Origin of the sequence: Streptomyces sp. NPDC048441 (assembly GCF_043200235.1) — a bacterium.
GTDB lineage: Bacteria > Actinomycetota > Actinomycetes > Streptomycetales > Streptomycetaceae > Streptomyces.
In genome coordinates this window covers 496,112-513,085 of the sequence record NZ_JBICXM010000001.1, presented here as the reverse complement: position 1 = coordinate 513,085, position 16,974 = coordinate 496,112, and the positions used below count along the sequence as shown (strand labels likewise).

The 16,974-nt window shown below is 69.7% G+C and carries 13 protein-coding genes; 4 read left to right on the top strand and 9 right to left on the bottom strand.

Annotated features, from left to right (window positions below):
• Window positions 1-8: 8 nt before the first annotated feature.
• Complete coding sequence (locus ACGFSB_RS02250; protein WP_393392730.1) at window positions 9-593, top strand: two-component system response regulator; 585 nt, start codon at window positions 9-11, stop codon at window positions 591-593.
• A 3-nt stretch (window positions 594-596) separates the two neighbouring features.
• Here the strand turns inward: ACGFSB_RS02250 and ACGFSB_RS02245 are convergent, their stop codons facing one another.
• Together ACGFSB_RS02245 and lepA are read right to left on the bottom strand one after the other, a co-directional pair.
• Window positions 597-2,486, bottom strand: coding sequence for an AMP-dependent synthetase/ligase (locus tag ACGFSB_RS02245; protein WP_393392728.1), 1,890 nt, complete (start codon window positions 2,484-2,486; stop codon window positions 597-599).
• Between the two features lie 251 nt (window positions 2,487-2,737).
• Window positions 2,738-4,609 carry a translation elongation factor 4 gene (gene lepA / locus ACGFSB_RS02240; RefSeq protein WP_393392725.1) on the bottom strand — a complete coding sequence of 624 codons (1,872 nt, stop codon included), beginning with the start codon at window positions 4,607-4,609 and terminating at the stop codon, window positions 2,738-2,740.
• A gap of 253 nt (window positions 4,610-4,862) precedes the next feature.
• Between lepA and rpsT the strand changes: the two genes are divergently transcribed.
• Window positions 4,863-5,129: a 30S ribosomal protein S20 gene (gene rpsT / locus ACGFSB_RS02235; protein WP_135334171.1), complete on the top strand. Its 267-nt coding sequence runs from the start codon at window positions 4,863-4,865 to the stop codon at window positions 5,127-5,129.
• Window positions 5,130-5,436: 307 nt separating this feature from the next.
• Here rpsT and holA read toward each other — a convergent pair whose 3' ends face one another.
• Entirely contained in the window at window positions 5,437-6,420 is a 984-nt protein-coding gene (gene holA, locus ACGFSB_RS02230; protein WP_393392723.1) for a DNA polymerase III subunit delta, read from the bottom strand.
• A 72-nt stretch (window positions 6,421-6,492) separates the two neighbouring features.
• On the opposite strand from holA, the gene ACGFSB_RS02225 reads away from it, so the two are divergent.
• The gene (locus ACGFSB_RS02225) at window positions 6,493-6,738 is read left to right on the top strand and encodes a hypothetical protein (protein WP_393392720.1); all 246 of its coding nucleotides are present in this window, start codon (window positions 6,493-6,495) and stop codon (window positions 6,736-6,738) included.
• Window positions 6,739-6,765: 27 nt separating this feature from the next.
• On the opposite strand, the gene ACGFSB_RS02220 is transcribed toward ACGFSB_RS02225, so the two are convergent.
• Genes ACGFSB_RS02220 through ACGFSB_RS02210 form a run of 3 tightly spaced genes read right to left on the bottom strand, consistent with a single transcriptional unit; the run spans window position 6,766 to window position 11,335 of the window.
• Window positions 6,766-7,704 (bottom strand): YceI family protein, encoded by a 939-nt coding sequence (locus tag ACGFSB_RS02220; protein ID WP_393392717.1) that lies wholly within the window; start codon window positions 7,702-7,704, stop codon window positions 6,766-6,768.
• Window positions 7,705-7,757: 53 nt separating this feature from the next.
• Complete coding sequence (locus ACGFSB_RS02215) at window positions 7,758-10,406, bottom strand: ComEC/Rec2 family competence protein (RefSeq protein WP_393392714.1); 2,649 nt, start codon at window positions 10,404-10,406, stop codon at window positions 7,758-7,760.
• Window positions 10,403-11,335: a helix-hairpin-helix domain-containing protein gene (locus ACGFSB_RS02210; RefSeq protein WP_393393781.1), complete on the bottom strand. Its 933-nt coding sequence runs from the start codon at window positions 11,333-11,335 to the stop codon at window positions 10,403-10,405. The genes ACGFSB_RS02215 and ACGFSB_RS02210 overlap by 4 nt, the downstream gene beginning before the upstream one ends.
• Between ACGFSB_RS02210 and ACGFSB_RS02205 the strand changes: the two genes are divergently transcribed.
• The gene (locus ACGFSB_RS02205; RefSeq protein WP_393393868.1) at window positions 11,252-12,001 is read left to right on the top strand and encodes a hypothetical protein; all 750 of its coding nucleotides are present in this window, start codon (window positions 11,252-11,254) and stop codon (window positions 11,999-12,001) included. The two genes, ACGFSB_RS02210 and ACGFSB_RS02205, sit on opposite strands and share 84 nt — an antisense overlap.
• 202 nt (window positions 12,002-12,203) lie before the next feature.
• Here ACGFSB_RS02205 and ACGFSB_RS02200 read toward each other — a convergent pair whose 3' ends face one another.
• From ACGFSB_RS02200 to leuS, 3 genes are all read right to left on the bottom strand, one after another.
• Window positions 12,204-13,049, bottom strand: coding sequence for a DegV family protein (locus ACGFSB_RS02200; RefSeq protein WP_393392711.1), 846 nt, complete (start codon window positions 13,047-13,049; stop codon window positions 12,204-12,206).
• A gap of 108 nt (window positions 13,050-13,157) precedes the next feature.
• Window positions 13,158-13,907 (bottom strand): hypothetical protein, encoded by a 750-nt coding sequence (locus tag ACGFSB_RS02195; RefSeq protein ID WP_393392708.1) that lies wholly within the window; start codon window positions 13,905-13,907, stop codon window positions 13,158-13,160.
• A gap of 131 nt (window positions 13,908-14,038) precedes the next feature.
• A complete protein-coding gene (gene leuS / locus ACGFSB_RS02190) occupies window positions 14,039-16,942 on the bottom strand; it encodes a leucine--tRNA ligase (protein ID WP_393392705.1) in 2,904 nt (967 codons plus the stop codon).
• Window positions 16,943-16,974 lie beyond the last annotated feature (32 nt).

The following is a 16,974-nucleotide window of genomic DNA, read 5'->3' as shown; positions in this document are numbered from 1 at the left end:
CTGTCACCATGAGCACAACTGTCATGACCGACAACCGCGCGAGCATCCTCCTTGTCGATGACATGGAGGACAATCTGATGGCGCTCGAAGCTGTCCTGGGGTCACTCAACGAACCGCTGGTACGCGCCCGTTCGGGCGAGGAGGCGATGAAGGCGCTACTGAGGCAACGATTCGCCGTGATCCTCCTGGACGTACGTATGCCAGGGATGGACGGATTCGAGACCGCGTCGAACATCAAGCGGCTCGACCAGACCAAAGACGTTCCCATCATTTTCCTGACGGGCACCGACAACGACGCGGGCTACGCCTTCCGCGGCTACGCGACCGGCGCCGCGGACTACATGACCAAGCCGTTCGACCCGTGGGTACTGCGCGCCAAGGTCACCGTCTTCCTCGAACTGCATCGCAAGAACCAGCAGTTGGAGAGAATACTGGCCCGCGAACAGCAGCAGTTCGACGAGCTGGCGGCCCGCCTCTCGGCGATCGAGACGCATATGGCCGCCAGCAGCCTCAAGGACGTACTGGAACTGCGCCACCATGTGACGCACATGGAGGAGCTGGTGAAGGAGATGCGGCGCGGGCGGGTGACGTGAGGCTCAGGCCTCGCGCGAGCCCGCGTACATCTCGTCGATCAGGTGCTGGTACTCGCGCTCGACGACCGGACGCTTCAGCTTCAGGCTCGGCGTCAGCTCGCCGTGCTCGATGTCCAGGTCACGCGGGAGCAGCTTGAACTTCTTGACGGTCTGCCAGCGCTGGAGACCTTCGTTGAGCTCCTTCACATAGCCCTCGACGAGTGCGACCGTGGCCGGGGCGGCGACCACGTCCGCGTAGCTCTTGCCGTCCAGGCCGTTCTCCTTGGCCCAGGCCAGGATGGCGGGCTCGTCCAGGGAGATCAGGGCGGTGCAGAAGTTCCGGTCGGCGCCGTGCACGAGGATGTTGGAGACGTACGGGCAGACGGCTTTGAACTGTCCCTCGACCTCGGCGGGCGCGATGTACTTCCCGCCGGAGGTCTTGATCAGGTCCTTCTTGCGGTCGGTGATCCGCAGATAGCCGTCGGCGGAGAGCTCGCCGATGTCCCCGGTGTGGAACCACCCGTCGGACTCCAGAACCTCGGCGGTCTTCTCGGCGAGGCCGTGGTAGCCCTCCATGATGCCGGGGCCGCGCAGCAGGATCTCGCCGTCATCCGCGATCCGGACCTCGGTGCCGGGCAGCGGCTTGCCGACGGTGCCGGTGCGGTAGGCCTCGCCGGGGTTCACGAAGGAGGCCGCGGAGGACTCCGTCAGGCCGTAGCCCTCCAGGATGTGGATGCCCGCGCCGGCGAAGAAGTAGCCGATGTCGGGCGCGAGCGCGGCCGAACCGGAGACGGCGGCGCGCAGCCGGCCGCCGAAGGCTTCCCGCAGCTTGGAGTAGACGAGCGCGTCGGCGACCTTGTGCTTGGCGCCGAGGCCGAAGGGCACGGACGCGTTGCCGGTCCTGCGGAAGTTGTCCTGGCTGACCTTCGCGTACTCGCGGGAGACCTCGGCCGCCCACTGGAAGATCTTGTACTTGGCGCCACCACCGGCCCGCGCCTTGGCCGCGACCCCGTTGTAGACCTTCTCGAAGATGCGCGGCACGGCGGCCATGTACGTCGGCTGCACCACCGGAAGGTTCTCGATGATCTTGTCGACGCGGCCGTCGACGGCGGTGACGTGCCCCAGCTCGATCTGCCCGGAGGTCAGCACCTTGCCGAAGACGTGCGCGAGCGGCAGCCACAGGTACTGCACGTCGTCCGGCCCGAGAAGACCGGTCGATGCGATGGCCTTCGCCATGTACGACCAGTTGTCCTGCGGCAGGCGCACGCCCTTGGGCTTGCCGGTGGTACCGGAGGTGTAGATGATCGTGGCGAGCTGATCCTTGGTGATCGCCGCGACCCTGTCCTTGATGAGGTCCGGCTTCTTCTCCAGGTGGGCGGCGCCGCGCGCCTCGAGCTCGGCGAGCGTGAGCACCCATCCTTCGGGGTCGCCCTCCACCGCTCCGGCGCCCTCGGCGTCGATCACCACGACATGCCGGAGCTCGGGCAGCTCGGCCCGCTTCTCGCGCGCCTTGGCGAGCTGCGCGGCGTCCTCGGCGATCAGGACCCGGCTGCCGGAGTCGGCCAGGATGTAGGTGGACTCCTCGGCGTTGGTCTGCGGATACACCGTGGTGGTGGCCGCGCCCGCGCAGAGGATGCCGAGGTCGGCGAGGATCCACTCGACCCGCGTGGACGAAGCGAGCGCCACCCGGTCCTCGGGGGCGAGGCCGAGCTCGATCAGGCCCGCCGCGATGGCGTAGACACGCTCGGCGGCCTGCCCCCAGCTCAGCGACTTCCACTCGTCGGGACCGTCGCCGGACGCCGCTGGTACGGGATAGCGGTAAGCCTCGGCGTCTGGCGTGGCCGCCACGCGCTCCAGGAAGAGGTGCGCCACGGACGGCGGACGGTTCTCGATCAAGGTCTGTGTGTCGCTCACGACATCCTCCGGACCCGCGACATGGCGGCGACTGGCTGGCGGCTGCTGGTCTTGTTTAACTTGCGAGTAACCTACGAGCAGTGATCAGAGTAGAGCGCTGAAGCCCGCCGCGTAAGGGGCTTCTGCCTGTCACTTCATACAAGAACGGGTCCGCCGCGCAAGAGCGCGACGGACCCCTTGAGATGCCTCTGTGCTGCCTCTGTGACGCCCGTGCAGGACGGGGCGACAACTACTTCCTGGGCTTGCCGGGACTACTTCTTGGGCTTGCCAGGACCGCTGTCGTCACTGGAGAGCACGGCGATGAAGGCTTCCTGCGGCACCTCGACGGAGCCGACCATCTTCATGCGCTTCTTGCCCTCCTTCTGCTTCTCGAGCAGCTTGCGCTTACGGGAGATGTCACCGCCGTAGCACTTGGCGAGCACGTCCTTGCGGATGGCGCGGATGGTCTCGCGGGAGATGACCCGGGAGCCGATGGCCGCCTGGACGGGGATCTCGAAGGCCTGGCGCGGGATGAGCTCCCGCAGCTTGGCCACGAGGCGCACGCCGTACGCGTACGCGGCGTCCTTGTGCGTGACGGCGGAGAACGCGTCGACCCGGTCGCCGTGCAGCAGGATGTCGACCTTGACCAGGTCGGCGGACTGCTCGCCGGTGGGCTCGTAGTCCAGGGACGCGTAACCGCGGGTCTTGGACTTCAGCTGGTCGAAGAAGTCGAAGACGATCTCGGCGAGGGGGAGGGTGTAGCGGATCTCCACCCGGTCCTCGGAGAGGTAGTCCATGCCGAGGAGGGTGCCGCGGCGGGTCTGGCAGAGCTCCATGATCGAGCCGATGAACTCGCTGGGCGCGAGGATCGTGGCGCGTACGACCGGCTCGAAGACCTTGTCGATCTTGCCCTCGGGGAACTCGCTCGGGTTGGTGACCGTGTGCTCGGTGCCGTCCTCCATGTCCACGCGGTAGACCACGTTGGGGGCGGTGGCGATGAGGTCGAGCCCGAACTCGCGCTCGAGCCGCTCACGGATCACGTCGAGGTGGAGCAGACCCAGGAAGCCGACGCGGAAGCCGAAGCCGAGGGCGGCGGAGGTCTCCGGCTCGTAGACGAGCGCGGCGTCGTTGAGCTGGAGCTTGTCGAGGGCCTCGCGCAGGTCGGGGTATTCCGAGCCGTCCAGCGGATAAAGACCCGAGAAGACCATCGGCTTCGGGTCCTTATAGCCGCCCAGGGCCTCGGTCGCACCCTTGTGCAGGGAGGTGATCGTGTCACCGACCTTGGACTGACGGACGTCCTTCACGCCGGTGATGATGTAGCCCACCTCGCCGACGCCGATGCCGTCGGACGGGGTCATCTCGGGAGACGACACACCGATCTCGAGCAGCTCGTGCGTGGCCCCGGTGGACATCATCCGGATGCGCTCACGCTTGTTGAGCTGGCCGTCGACCACTCGTACGTAGGTCACGACGCCTCGGTAGGAGTCGTACACCGAGTCGAAGATCATCGCGCGGGCGGGCGCGTCCGCGACGCCGACCGGCGGCGGGACCTCGGCGACGACCTTGTCGAGCAGCGCCTCGACGCCCATGCCGGTCTTCGCGGAGACCTTCAGCACGTCGTCAGGGTCGCAGCCGATGAGGTTGGCGAGCTCCTCGGAGAACTTCTCCGGCTGGGCTGCCGGCAGGTCGATCTTGTTGAGCACAGGAACGATCTTGAGGTCGTTCTCCATCGCCAGGTAGAGGTTGGCGAGAGTCTGCGCCTCGATGCCCTGCGCGGCGTCGACGAGAAGGACCGTGCCCTCACACGCCGCGAGAGAGCGGGACACCTCGTACGTGAAGTCCACGTGCCCCGGGGTGTCGATCATGTTGAGAATATGGGTCTTGCTCTGCTCGGGGCCCTCGGTGGGGGCCCAGGGCAGACGCACCGCCTGGGACTTGATCGTGATGCCGCGCTCACGCTCGATGTCCATGCGGTCGAGGTACTGGGCGCGCATCTGCCGCTGGTCGACCACACCGGTCAGCTGGAGCATCCGGTCGGCGAGCGTGGACTTGCCGTGGTCGATGTGCGCGATGATGCAGAAATTACGGATCAGAGCCGGGTCGGTACGGCTCGGCGCGGGCACATTTTTAGGGGTCGCGGGCACGCAGGGTCCTGTCTCTTGAGGCGCCTGTCGCCTCGGGTCGGATCTATACGTAGGTTCCATGGTCCCATGGGCGAGGCACTGTGCCCGGTTTGGGCCGGTCAGGGTGAGGACCTGCACCCGAATTGGGCCGGTCGCATCGCGACTGGTAATCTGGGCAGCTGTGTCTCCTGGCCCTCTGGGCTCTGAGGCACAGGCGAAACAAACAACTCATCTGCAGTACCTCTGCAGAACCTGAACCTGAAAAGGCTCTTTCGTGGCGAACATCAAGTCCCAGATCAAGCGGATCAAGACCAACGAGAAGGCGCGTCAGCGCAACAAGGCGGTCAAGTCTTCTCTGAAGACCGCGATCCGCAAGGCCCGCGAGGCCGTTGCCGCGGGTGACACCCAGAAGGCCGTCGAGGCGACGCGTGAGGCTTCGCGCCAGCTCGACAAGGCCGTCTCCAAGGGCGTCATCCACAAGAACCAGGCCGCCAACAAGAAGTCGGCGCTTGCTTCGAAGGTCGCGACCCTCCAGGGCTGAAACCCTTGCCCCGGCTCGCCGGGGCGCTGATCAATCCTCCCGCGAGGGTAATTCGAGCCCTCTACCTCGAATCGCGGACAGACCACGCAGTACGCCACGCTGCGACAATGCCCCCGGCCCACTCCGGGGGCATTGCTGTGTCCGGGGCCGCGTCAGGGGCGCGGAGAACTGCGCGCCCAGCCACGAACCACTCGCGCGGACATCACTGCGCACGGGCCCCGCAAGGGACGCGGGGAACTGCGCGACCAGCCACGAGCTACCCGCAGATACCGAACCGGCGGTCTTACGGGGGAAAGATTCAGCGACGTCAGCGACGGGACCGCGCCGCGCGTGCGACGGCTACGACGGCCTTCTCCAGGGCATACTCCGGATCGTCCCCGCCCCCCTTGACCCCCGCATCGGCCGCCGCGACAGCGGTAAGCGCCACCGCCACCCCGTCGGGAGACCACCCCCGCATCTGCTGCCGAACCCGATCAACCTTCCAGGGCGGCATCCCCAGCTCACGGGCAAGATCGGCAGGCCGCCCACCCCGCGCGGACGAAAGCTTCCCGATGGCCCGCACGGCCTGCGCCAACGCACTGGTGATCAAAACAGGCGCAACCCCGGTCGACAGCGACCACCGCAACGCTTCGAGCGCCTCGGCCGCCCGCCCCTCCACGGCACGATCGGCCACGGTGAAGGAGGAGGCCTCCGCCCGTCCCGTGTAGTAGCGCCCGACGACCGCCTCGTCGATCGTGCCCTCGACGTCCGCCACCAGCTGGGACACCGCCGAAGCCAGCTCCCGCAGATCGCTGCCGATCGAGTCGACCAGAGCCTGGGACGCCTCCGAGGTGGCCGAACGGCCAAGCGCACGGAACTCGCTCCGTACGAACGACAGCCGGTCCGCGGCCTTGGTCATCTTCGGACAGGCGACCTCACGGGCCCCCGCCTTGCGGGCCGCATCGAGCAGCCCCTTGCCCTTGGCCCCGCCCGCATGAAGCAGGACGAGGGTGATCTCCTCGGCCGGCGACCCGAGATACGCCTTCACGTCCTTGATCGTGTCGGCGGACAGATCATGCGCGTTGCGTACGACCACGACCTTGCGCTCGGCGAAGAGCGAGGGACTGGTCAGCTCGGCAAGCGTGCCGGGCTGCAACTGGTCGGAGGTGAGGTCGCGCACATCCGTGTCCGCGTCGGAGGCACGGGCGGCGGCGACCACCTGCTGCACGGCGCGGTCGAGGAGGAGGTCCTCCTGGCCCACGGCGAGCGTGAGAGGAGCGAGCGGGTCGGCGGTATCTGTCTTCCTGGCCATCGCGGTAAAGCATCCCACGAGGCACTGACAGCCGGTTCCTCGGCGACTCGCCCCGTATCGGAGAATAGGCAGGTGACCGACGTACGACATGTCCTGGTGCTGCCCGACCGCGACGCCGCGGAGGACGTGGCCGAAGAACTCCCCGACCGCTTCGGCGTCCACGAGCAGCCGCAACTCGTCCGTGACGCCCTGGCGGGCGAGGACGACGCCGAAGACGCCCAGTGGCTCGTCGTGGTCGAGGACCCGGACCGACGCCTGGACCGCGCGGCCCTCGACGAACTGGCGGCGGAGTACGAGGGCTGGCTCGAGGCTCCCTGAGGTCCAGGTGTCCCTGCCCGACCGGGATCAGCCCTTGCGCAGGACCTGTATGTCGAGGTCGATCGTGATGCTGGGGCCGACCGCGGCGATACCGCGGGCAAGCATCGTCTGCCAGGTGATCGTGAAGTCATCGCGGTGCAGCTCGGTGGAGGCGCGGCAGGCGACCCGGGTCTCGCCCTCAAGACCGCGGCCGACCCCGAGATACTCGGTCTCGAGCGTGACCGTGCGCGTCACGCCGTGCAGCGTCAGGCCACCCGTGATCGCCCAGCGGCTGCCGCCCTTGTGCACAAAGCGGTCGCTGTAGAACTCCATCGTCGGGAATCGCTCCACGTCGAGGAAGTCGCCCGACCGCAGATGGTCGTCGCGCATCTTCACCGCGGTGTCGATGGAGGCCGCGTCGATGACGACATGCATCGCGGAGTCCTCCATGCGCTCTCCCAGCCGGATGGCGCCCGCGAAGCTGTTGAACCGCCCGTGGATGCGGGCGAGCCCGATGTGCCGCGCGGTGAAACCGACCGAGGAGTGCAGGGGGTCGATCTCCCAGTCACCGGGCTCGGGCAGCGCCGGGGGCTTGGCTATCTGAAGCATGACGTCCCCGAGCGAGGCGTGCGCGTTCTCCCCGACCGTGGCGTTCCCCCGGTACGGCGTGAACCCTTCCGCCGAGACCGCCAGGCGATAGTCGCCGGCCGGAACGGCCGCCACGAACGAGCCGAACGGATCGAGTCCCCCACCGACGACCTTCCGCCCCGTGGCATCACTGACCGCGAACTCCGCATGTCGCACGGGCTCATTGACGGGGTCGAGCACCCGGCAGCTGAGCACCCCCGCACTGGGCGGAACCGGCACGGCGGACAAGGGGCTCCCTGTCCGACCTGCCCGAACGACCCCACCGGGCCGGTTCGTCCGACCGGGTCGATTCGTCCGACCGGCTCGCTTCGTACGGTCTCCCAGCCAACGGCCGAACATATGCGACACACCCCCGCGCAACTTGACAACTCATTCCACGAATATGCATTCGATCACCGTTGCGGCATTCGACGCAAACCAGCGCCTTCGCTTCGTGCGGCTCGCTCGGGAGACCGGCCGACAACCGCGATCGCGCCGTTCTTGTCCGTCCGCAGCACCTCCGCTCCCCCGGCCCGCAAGGCCGCGACCGTACGGGGCGACGGATGCCCGTACGAGTTGTCTCTGCCGCACGAGATAAGAGCGAATCGAGGCGCGGCCCGCCGCAGGAGCCCGGGGTCCTGATAGGCCGACCCGTGGTGGGCGACCTTGAGCACGTCCACGGGTGGCAGTGCCGCCACGGCAGGCGTGCGTAACAGGGCTCGCTGAGCGGGCGGTTCGAGATCCCCGAGCAGCAACAGGGTCAGCCCTCTCGAGCGGACGAGCAGAGCGACACTTGCGTCGTTCGGACCGTCGGGAGTGGCAGCTGTTGAGCCCGCTCCCTCCGCCAAGGGCCAGAGCACCTGCCAGTCGAGGGCGCCATCGCCGACGCGGCGCCGCTCCCCAGCCGCGGCACGGGTCACCGGGATGCGATGGGCCGCCGCCTGCTCCCGTACGAACTCCACCTGCTCGGGTGGCTCCTGGTACCCCGTCGTCTGGATCGCCCCGACCGACCGCCCCCGCAGCACACCCGGCAGGCCCGCGACGTGGTCGGCGTGGAAGTGGGTCAACAGCACCAGCGGGACACGTGTGATGCCGAGTGATCGCAGACAGCGGTCCACCAGCACCGGGTCGGGTCCCGCGTCGACGACCACTCCCGCCCCGTCCCCCGCCGCGAGCACGGTGGCATCCCCCTGCCCCACGTCACACATCGCGAACCGCCAGCCCGGCGGGGGCCAGCCCGTGATCGCCCGGGTGAGGGGCGGGGGCCGCACGATCGCGAGGAGGAGCAGCAGGGCGCAGGTCACGCTGAGCCAGGGGTGCCGGAGCAGCCTGCGGCCGGCCAGGACCACGCCGACCGTGGCGAGCGCGAGCAGCAGACCACCTCGCCAGCCGCCGGGCCAGTCGACACCGCTGCCGGGCAGAGCCGCTCCCGTGCGGGCGATGTCCGCGATCCACCTCGCAGGCCACCCGGCGCACCACGCGAGGGATTTGGCCACCGGCATCATCAACGGAGCCGCCGCCAACGTGGCGAAGCCGAACACCGTGGCAGGCGCGACGGCCACCTCCGCGAGGAGGTTGCAGGGCACCGCCACCAGGCTCACCCGTGCCGCTATGACCGCGACGACGGGCGCGCACACCGCCTGCGCCGCGGCCGCGGCGGCCAGTGCCTCAGCAAGACGTGGGGGAACCCGGCGCCTCTGGAGGGCCGTGCTCCACCTCGGGGCGAGGGTGAGCAGGGCTCCGGTGGCGAGCACGGAGAGCAGAAAGCCGGGGCTGCGGGCAAGCCAGGGGTCGTACAGGACGAGCAGCAGCACGGCGGCGGCCAGGGCGGGGATCAGCGACCGGCGCCGCCCCGTCCCGATGGCGAGCAACGCGATCAGCCCGCAGGCAGCCGCCCGCAGCACACTCGGGTCCGGTCGGCAGACGATGACGAAGCCGAGGGTGAGTGCGCCGCCGATCAGCGCGGTCGCCCGCAGCGGGATCCCCAACCGCGGCGCGATACCCCGCCGTTCGACGCGCTGGGCAAGGCCGGGCGGGCCGATGAGCAGGGCGAGCAAGATCGTGAGGTTGGCCCCGCTCACAGCGAGCAGGTGCGTCAGGTCCGTTGCCCTGAAGGCTTCTTCCAGTTCAGGCGGCACACGCGAGGTGTCGCCGACCACGAGGCCGGGCAACAACGCTCGGGCGTCGGGCGGCAACCCGTCCGTGGCCTCTCGCAACCCGCCCCGCAACCCGCCCGCCAGGCGCTGTGACCCCGACGGCGCCTCGATCACCTGAGGTGCCTGCCCTCCGGTCACCCGCAGCACCGCCGCGATGCGGTCGCCTTGCGGCAGGGGAGGCGCGAGGCGCGCCCTGAGGCGCAGTCGGGTCGAGGGGAGCAGCTTGAGCCAGCGCGCCTTCTGCCACTGGGCGGCAGAATCCGGTCCCGTGTCGCCGTCGCCGTCGCCGTCGTCAGCGAAGAGCAGGGCCGGGGTGCGGGTCACGAACGTCTTGCCGTCCGCCGACGTGACCCGGACGATCTCCGTTTCCAGCATGACGGAGGGCGGCACAGCACGGGCCCCCGTGACACGCGGACGGGTGAGCCGGGGGTCTGCGGTGACCTCCAACTCCACCTCCACTGCGGCATATCGGCGGGCCAGCGCAGGGATCGGGCCGCGGTGCAGGTCGGCGCCGTGCAGCGCCGCGGATGTCGCTGCCGCCGCGGCGCAGAGGAGGACCGCCGCCACGGAGACCCGCCCCCAGCGGTGCCGTCGCTCCGGGACCCGAACATGCTGCCGTCCCTCGCCTGCCGAGCCGCCCCGCACCGTCCACGTCACCAGCAGCGCGCCGACCACCGCCACACAGACCACCACGGCTGCGATCACCCACCGGGGCGGGGCATCCAGCGCCAGAGCCGCCGTTCCCCAGGCCGCGAGGGCGGGCAGCACGAGGCGAAGGTCCGCCGGGCCCTCCTGGCGGGGGTGGGCGTCCCCGAGCCGGCGTCCGGGCGAGGCGTGAACGGCGGGGTCGGCTGCCGGATCCGTCGCGGCGCCCGGCACCACGGCCGCCCTGGGCGTCGGCCTCATGGCCGCACAAGACTCTGCAGGTCGGCGAAGCGTTTGTCGCCGATTCCGTTGACCTCGCGCAGTTCGTCCACCGCACGGAACCCGCCGTGTTCCGTGCGGTAGTCGATGATGTGCTGGGCCAGTACCGGGCCGACGCCCGGCAGTCCGTCGAGTTGCTCGACGGTGGCCGAGTTGAGGCCGACCGGCGCGGCGGGGCCCATCCCCGGCTGCCCGGCCGCCGGGGATGGGCCGGCCCCCGCACTGGGCGCCGCCGGTGCCGCCGCCGGTGCGCCCACCACCACCTGCTCACCGTCCATGAGCACGCGGGCGCGGTTGAGACCGTCCGTGTCCGTGCCGGGGCGGACCCCGCCCGCGGCCTTCAGCGCGTCGCCGACCCGGGAACCCGCGGGCAGCCGCAGGATTCCGGGGCTGCGGACCTTCCCACTGACGTCCACGACGATGGCGCCTACGGCGGCGGGCACCCCGTCCGCACCGGCCGTCGACCGGCCACCGCTTCCCGAAGGAGGCGCTCCCGGAGACGGTGAGGGCTCAGCGCCCCGCTCGGGTGTCGCCGCCACCACGTCCGGCGCCCGCACCGGTTGGGTCCGCCCTGCCCAGAAGTGCTGGGCGGCGAATGCCGCGGCAAGGACGAGGACCGCCGCGAGCGCGACCAGGCTCCGCCGCTCGAGCCCACACCGCAGCTGGAGCCACAGGGGCAGCCGCTCCCGCACAGCAAGCCCCACCCGCCCCCGCAGGACCGAACCCCGCTCACCACCAGCCACCGGCGACAGAGCTGGGGTCCGAGGCTGGAGTTGAGACCGGGGCTGCGACTGCGGGCTCCCCCGAGGCGGCGCCAGAACCTGGCCGTGGGCCGCTTGTTCCTGCCCCTGTGTCTGAGCCTCTGTCTGAGCCTGATCCCGAGACGACGCTACGGCCTGAGGCTGCCGCACGGCCTGCGGCTGCAACTGCAACGCGAACTGCGGGTGTCGTTGCGGCAAGGGCGGTGGCTGCGACTGCGAACGAGACCGAGACTGCTGTCGCGGCACGCTCGGTGGCTGCAGCTCCACCACCGGCTGCGACTGCCGCTGCGGCACAGGCTCTGGCTCTGGCTCTGGCTCTGGCTGCGGCTGCGGCTCTGGCTCTGGCTCTGGCTCTGGCTCTGGCTGCGGCTCTGGCACAGGCTCTGGCTCTGGCTGCGGCTCTGGCTCTGGCTGCGGCTCTGGCTCTGGCTGCGGCTCTGGCTCTGGCTGCGGCTGCCGCTGCCGCACAGCCACCGGCCGCGGCTGTCCTTGCGGCACGGCCTCTGGCCGCGGCTGCGGCTGCGGCTGCGGAACGAGCTGCTGCTGCGATTCCCCCGCCACCAGCTGCCGCCACGCAAGGCCCCGCCCCGGCGACCCCTCCCCTGGCCGCGCCGCAGGCACACCCCCCACGCCCCGACCGTCCGGCGGCGCCCCCGACCTCAACTCCTCGCCATCCACCGCCCGTTCAGGTTCAGCAAACAGCGCATCAGCACGCAACCGCAGCGCCCGCCCCCGCGCCCCCGCTTCCGTCGAAGCACGTCCCCGTCGAGCCGCCCGCCTGCGGGCATGTCGATATCGTGCGCTGCCACCCGATGATCGGCCGCCCGAGGCCCGGCCGTCGGACGCGGGGTCACGCCCCGGCCCGCTAGTCGCTACATGTGTCCGTGAAAGTGAACGAAGTGCCATGCCGACGACGCTAGGCACCGCGGCGGATTCTTGTTGATCTTGGTCAATTCCCGTGGATTACTCAGCAGTTGTGGATAACTCCGTCACCCGAAAGCGCGACACGAGCCCCACCTCACCAAGGCGAAACCACAGCTCCCAGCAACCCCGGCCCCGTATGCGCCCCGATCACCGCTCCCACCTCGCTGACATGCAGTTCGGCAAGGCCAGGCACCCGGTCCCTGAGCCGGTCCGCGAGGGTGGACGCCCGTTCAGGCGCCGCCAGATGATGCACCGCGATGTCGACGCGGTCCGCCCCGGCCCGCTCGACCACGATCTCCTCGAGCCGGGCGATCGCCTTCGACGCCGTACGCACCTTCTCCAGCATCTCGATGCGCCCGCCGTCCAGCTGGAGCAGCGGCTTCACGGCGAGCGCCGAACCCAGAAGTGCCTGCGCGGCACCGATCCGGCCACCCCGGCGCAGATAGTCGAGTGTGTCGACGTAGAAGTACGCGGAGGTGTTCGCGGCCCGCTTCTCCGCCGCGGCCACCGCCTCGTCCACCGCGGCGCCGGACTCGGCCGCCTCCGCCGCCGCGAGCGCGCAGAAGCCCAGGGCCATCGCGACCATTCCAGTGTCCACCACCCGCACCGGCACCGGCGCGTCCTTCGCGGCGAGGACCGCCGCGTCGTACGTGCCCGAGAACTCGGCGGACAGATGCAGCGAGACGATGGCCGTCGCTCCCGCGTCCGCGACCTTGCGATAGGTCTCCGCGAAGACTTCCGGGCTCGGCCGTGACGTGGTCACTGACCGCCGCTTCTGCAGCGCGAGAGCCAGGGAGCGGGCGGAGATCTCCGTGCCCTCTTCGAGCGCCTGGTCACCGAGGACCACGGTCAGAGGCACCGACGTGATGCTGTGCCGCTCCATCGTCCGCTGCGGCAGGTAGGCCGTTGAATCCGTGACGATCGCGACATGACGGGACATGCGGTGGAGATTACCTGCCTGGGCCCGACGACGGCAGCCCGACCCCGTGCCGACCAGTGTGCCAGTCGTGCTCCCGGCGGCCCCTGCCGTGCCAGGCCGCGCGCGCCGTCACGTCGTGCTCTCGGGCCTGGCCTGCTTCTCCCAGGGGTAGGCGGTCCGCGGCGTCGGCGGTGTGATGGCGGGCGGCGCCGACTGTTCGGGCCGCTCTGGTGGCGAAGGCTCCGTCCAGGTCTGCTCCGCCTGCTTGCCCGCGTCCGCCGCCGGCTCGGGCTCGGGCCACGAGGCGGGGGTCTGCGTGGGCGTGGGCGTCGGCTCCGTGGTCCAGTGCCGCAGTGCGCCCGTCTCCAGGTCGATCTGGGTGCTCAGCGAGTCCAGGTCGTCGTCCGCGAAATGGTGTGCCCGGTCACGCACCACCCACCGAAGCGAGTCCGCCGACTTCGTGATCTGCTCCGTGCGCTCCCGCAGCCCGGGGAGCCGCTCGGACAGGGACGCCTTGTCGGGGTCCCGCTCGAGGCGCCGGAGCTCGTCGTCCAGCTCGTGCCCATGCGCGCTGAGCCGCTCGAAGAGCCCGAGGGACTCCTTCAGCGAGACGTCCTCGGCCACGCCTGCCCGCAGGGCGTCCTGCGTCGACCGCATCGACGTGCGCAACGAGAGCCGCAGCTGGGCCAGTTCGGCAGCTGTGCCCACCTGCGCGAAGCTCTTCGCACGCAGGGTCGTGTCCTCCACCGAACGACGCGCCTGCGAGATCGTGCGGTCCACGCCGCGCTTCGCGGCTCCGATCGCCTTCACCGTCACGTACGCACCAAGGGCCAGTGCCAGCACGACGAGCAGCGCCACGACGGCGATCACGGCTTCCATGACGCTCCTCTCAAGTCCTGCGGCGAGTTCCGCACCGACCCTTCAACGGTAAACGCAAAGGGCAGGCCGGGGGTTCCAGCGGAACCCCCAACCTGCCCGTAGGGGACTACCCCTATGCCGCTCGCGTGCCGTTACGCCGGAACGATGTTCACCAGCTTCGGCGCCCGCACGATGACCTTGCGGATGCCCGCGCCGTCCAGCGCCGCCACGACCCTCTCGTCGCCCAGCGCCACCTTCTCCAGCTCCTCGTCCGAGATCGACGGGGAGACCTCCAGGCGCGCCCTGACCTTGCCCTTGATCTGCACTACGCAGGTCACGGTCTCGTCCACGACGTACGCCGGGTCGGCCACGGGGAAGTCCTGGTGGACCACCGAGTCGGTGTGGCCCAGCTTGCGCCACAGCTCCTCGCCGACGTGCGGGGCCAGCGGCGCGATCAGCAGCACCAGACGGTCGGCGACCGAGCGCGGCAGCGCGCCGCCCTCCTTGGTCAGGTAGTTGTTCAGCTCGGTGATCTTGGCGATGGCGGTGTTGAACCGCATACCGTCCAGGTCCTGGCGCACGCCGTCGATCGCCTTGTGCAGGGCGCGCAGCGTGCCCTCCGCGACATCGGACTCCGCGACGTCATCGACCGTGACCTCGCCGGTCGACTCGTCGACGATCAGGCGCCACATCCGCTGGAGCAGGCGGTACTGGCCGACCACCGCGCGCGTGTCCCACGGGCGCGAGACGTCCAGCGGGCCCATCGCCATCTCGTACAGGCGCAGGGTGTCCGCGCCGTACTCCTCGCAGATCTCGTCCGGAGTGACCGCGTTCTTCAGGGACTTGCCCATCTTGCCCAGCTCGCGCTTGACCGGCTCGCCCTCGAAGAAGTACTGGCCGTCACGCTCCTCGACCTCGGTGGCCGACACCGGGAAGCCACGGCTGTCGCGGTACACGTAGGCCTGGATCATGCCCTGGTTGTACAGCTTGTGGAACGGCTCGCTGGACGAGATGTGCCCCAGGTCGAACAGCATCTTCGACCAGAAGCGGGCGTACAGCAGGTGCAGCACCGCGTGCTCGGCGCCGCCCACGTACAGGTCGACGCCGCCCGCCCGCTGGCCCTCGCGCGGGCCCATCCAGTACTGCTCGATGGCCGGGTCGACCAGCTTCTGGTCGTTGTGCGGGTCCAGGTAGCGCAGCTCGTACCAGCACGAACCCGCCCAGTTGGGCATGGTGTTGGTCTCGCGGCGGTACTTTTTGGGCCCGTCGCCCAGGTCCAGGGTGACGTTGACCCAGTCCTCGTTGCGGGACAGCGGCGTCTCCGGAGAGGTGTCCGCGTCGTCCGGGTCGAAGGTGCGCGGGGAGTAGTCGTCGACCTCCGGCAGTTCCAGGGGCAGCATCGACTCGGGCAGCGAGCGGGCGATGCCGTCCTCGTCGTAGACGATCGGGAAGGGCTCGCCCCAGTAACGCTGGCGGCTGAACAGCCAGTCGCGCAGCCGGAAGTTGACGGTGCCCTCGCCGATGCCGCGGGTGGCCAGCCAGCCGGTGATGCGCGCCTTGGCGTCGACGACGCCCAGGCCGTCCAGGGAGATCTCCTGATTCGTGGAGTTGACCAGCTTCGCCTCGTACGAGGAGAAGGCCTCGTCCCACGTCGTGGTGTCGGTGCCGCGGTCGTCGGACGGCTCCACGACGCAGTGCATCGGCAGGTGGAAGGCGCGTGCGAAGGCGAAGTCGCGGCTGTCGTGCGCCGGGACGGCCATGATCGCGCCGGTGCCGTAGCCCATCAGTACGTAGTCGGCGATGAAGACGGGGACCTGCTCGCCGCTGACCGGGTTGGTGGCGTAGACGCCGGTGAAGACACCTGTCTTCTCCTTGGCGTCCGCCTGCCGCTCCACGTCGGACTTGGACGCGGCGAAGGCGCGGTACTTGGCGACGGCCTCGGCCGGGGTGGCGTGCCCGCCGGTCCACGTCTCGTGAGTGCCCTCGGGCCAGGCGTCGGGGACGACCTTGTCGACCAGCTCGTGTTCGGGCGCCAGGACCATGTAGGTGGCGCCGAACAGCGTGTCCTGGCGGGTGGTGAAGACAGTGATCGCGTCGCCGCCCTCGGAGCCGACGGGGAAGTCGACGCGGGCGCCTTCGGAGCGGCCGATCCAGTTGCGCTGCTGCAGCTTGATGGCCTCGGGCCAGTCCAGGGCGTCCAGGTCGTCGAGCAGCCTGTCCGCGTAGGCGGTGATGCGCATGTTCCACTGGCGCAGCTTGGCCTTGAAGACGGGGAAGTTGCCGCGCTCGGACCGGCCGTCGGCGGTGACCTCCTCGTTCGCCAGGACGGTACCCAGGCCGGGACACCAGTTGACGGGCGCGTCGGAGGCGTACGCCAGGCGGTACTCGCTCAGCAGGTCGGCACGCTCGTTGGCGTCCAGGTCCCTCCACGCGCGCGTGGAGCCCGGAACCGCCCGCTCACCGCTGTCGAACTGCGCGACCAGGTCGGCGATCGGGCGGGCCTTCTGCGCGTCGGCGTCGTACCAGGAGTTGAAGATCTGTACGAAGATCCACTGGGTCCACTTGTAGTAGCCCGGGTCGATCGTCTCGACGGAGCGGCGCTTGTCGTGGCCCAGGCCCAGACCGCGCAGCTGCGCCTTCATGTTCTCGATGTTGGCCTCGGTGGAGACCCGGGGGTGCGTGCCCGTCTGTACGGCGTACTGCTCGGCGGGCAGGCCGAAGGCGTCGAAGCCCAGTGTGTGCAGGACGTTGTGGCCCGTCATGCGCTGGAAGCGCGCGTAGACGTCCGTGGCGATGTACCCCAGGGGGTGGCCGACGTGCAGGCCCGCACCGGAGGGGTACGGGAACATGTCCATGATGAACTGCTTGGGCCTGGCGACCAGCGCGGCCTGCGCGGCACCGTCCGCGGCCAGGTCACCACTCGGGTTGGGCGCCTCGTACGTGCCGTTCGCGTCCCAGAAGTCCTGCCAGCGAGCCTCGATGTCGGCGGCCAGAGCGGCCGTGTAGCGGTGCGGAGCTGCCACCTCGGAGGCGGCAGCAGAATTCGTCTCGCTCATGATCCTCAAAGCTCCATCGATCGTCTCTGCCT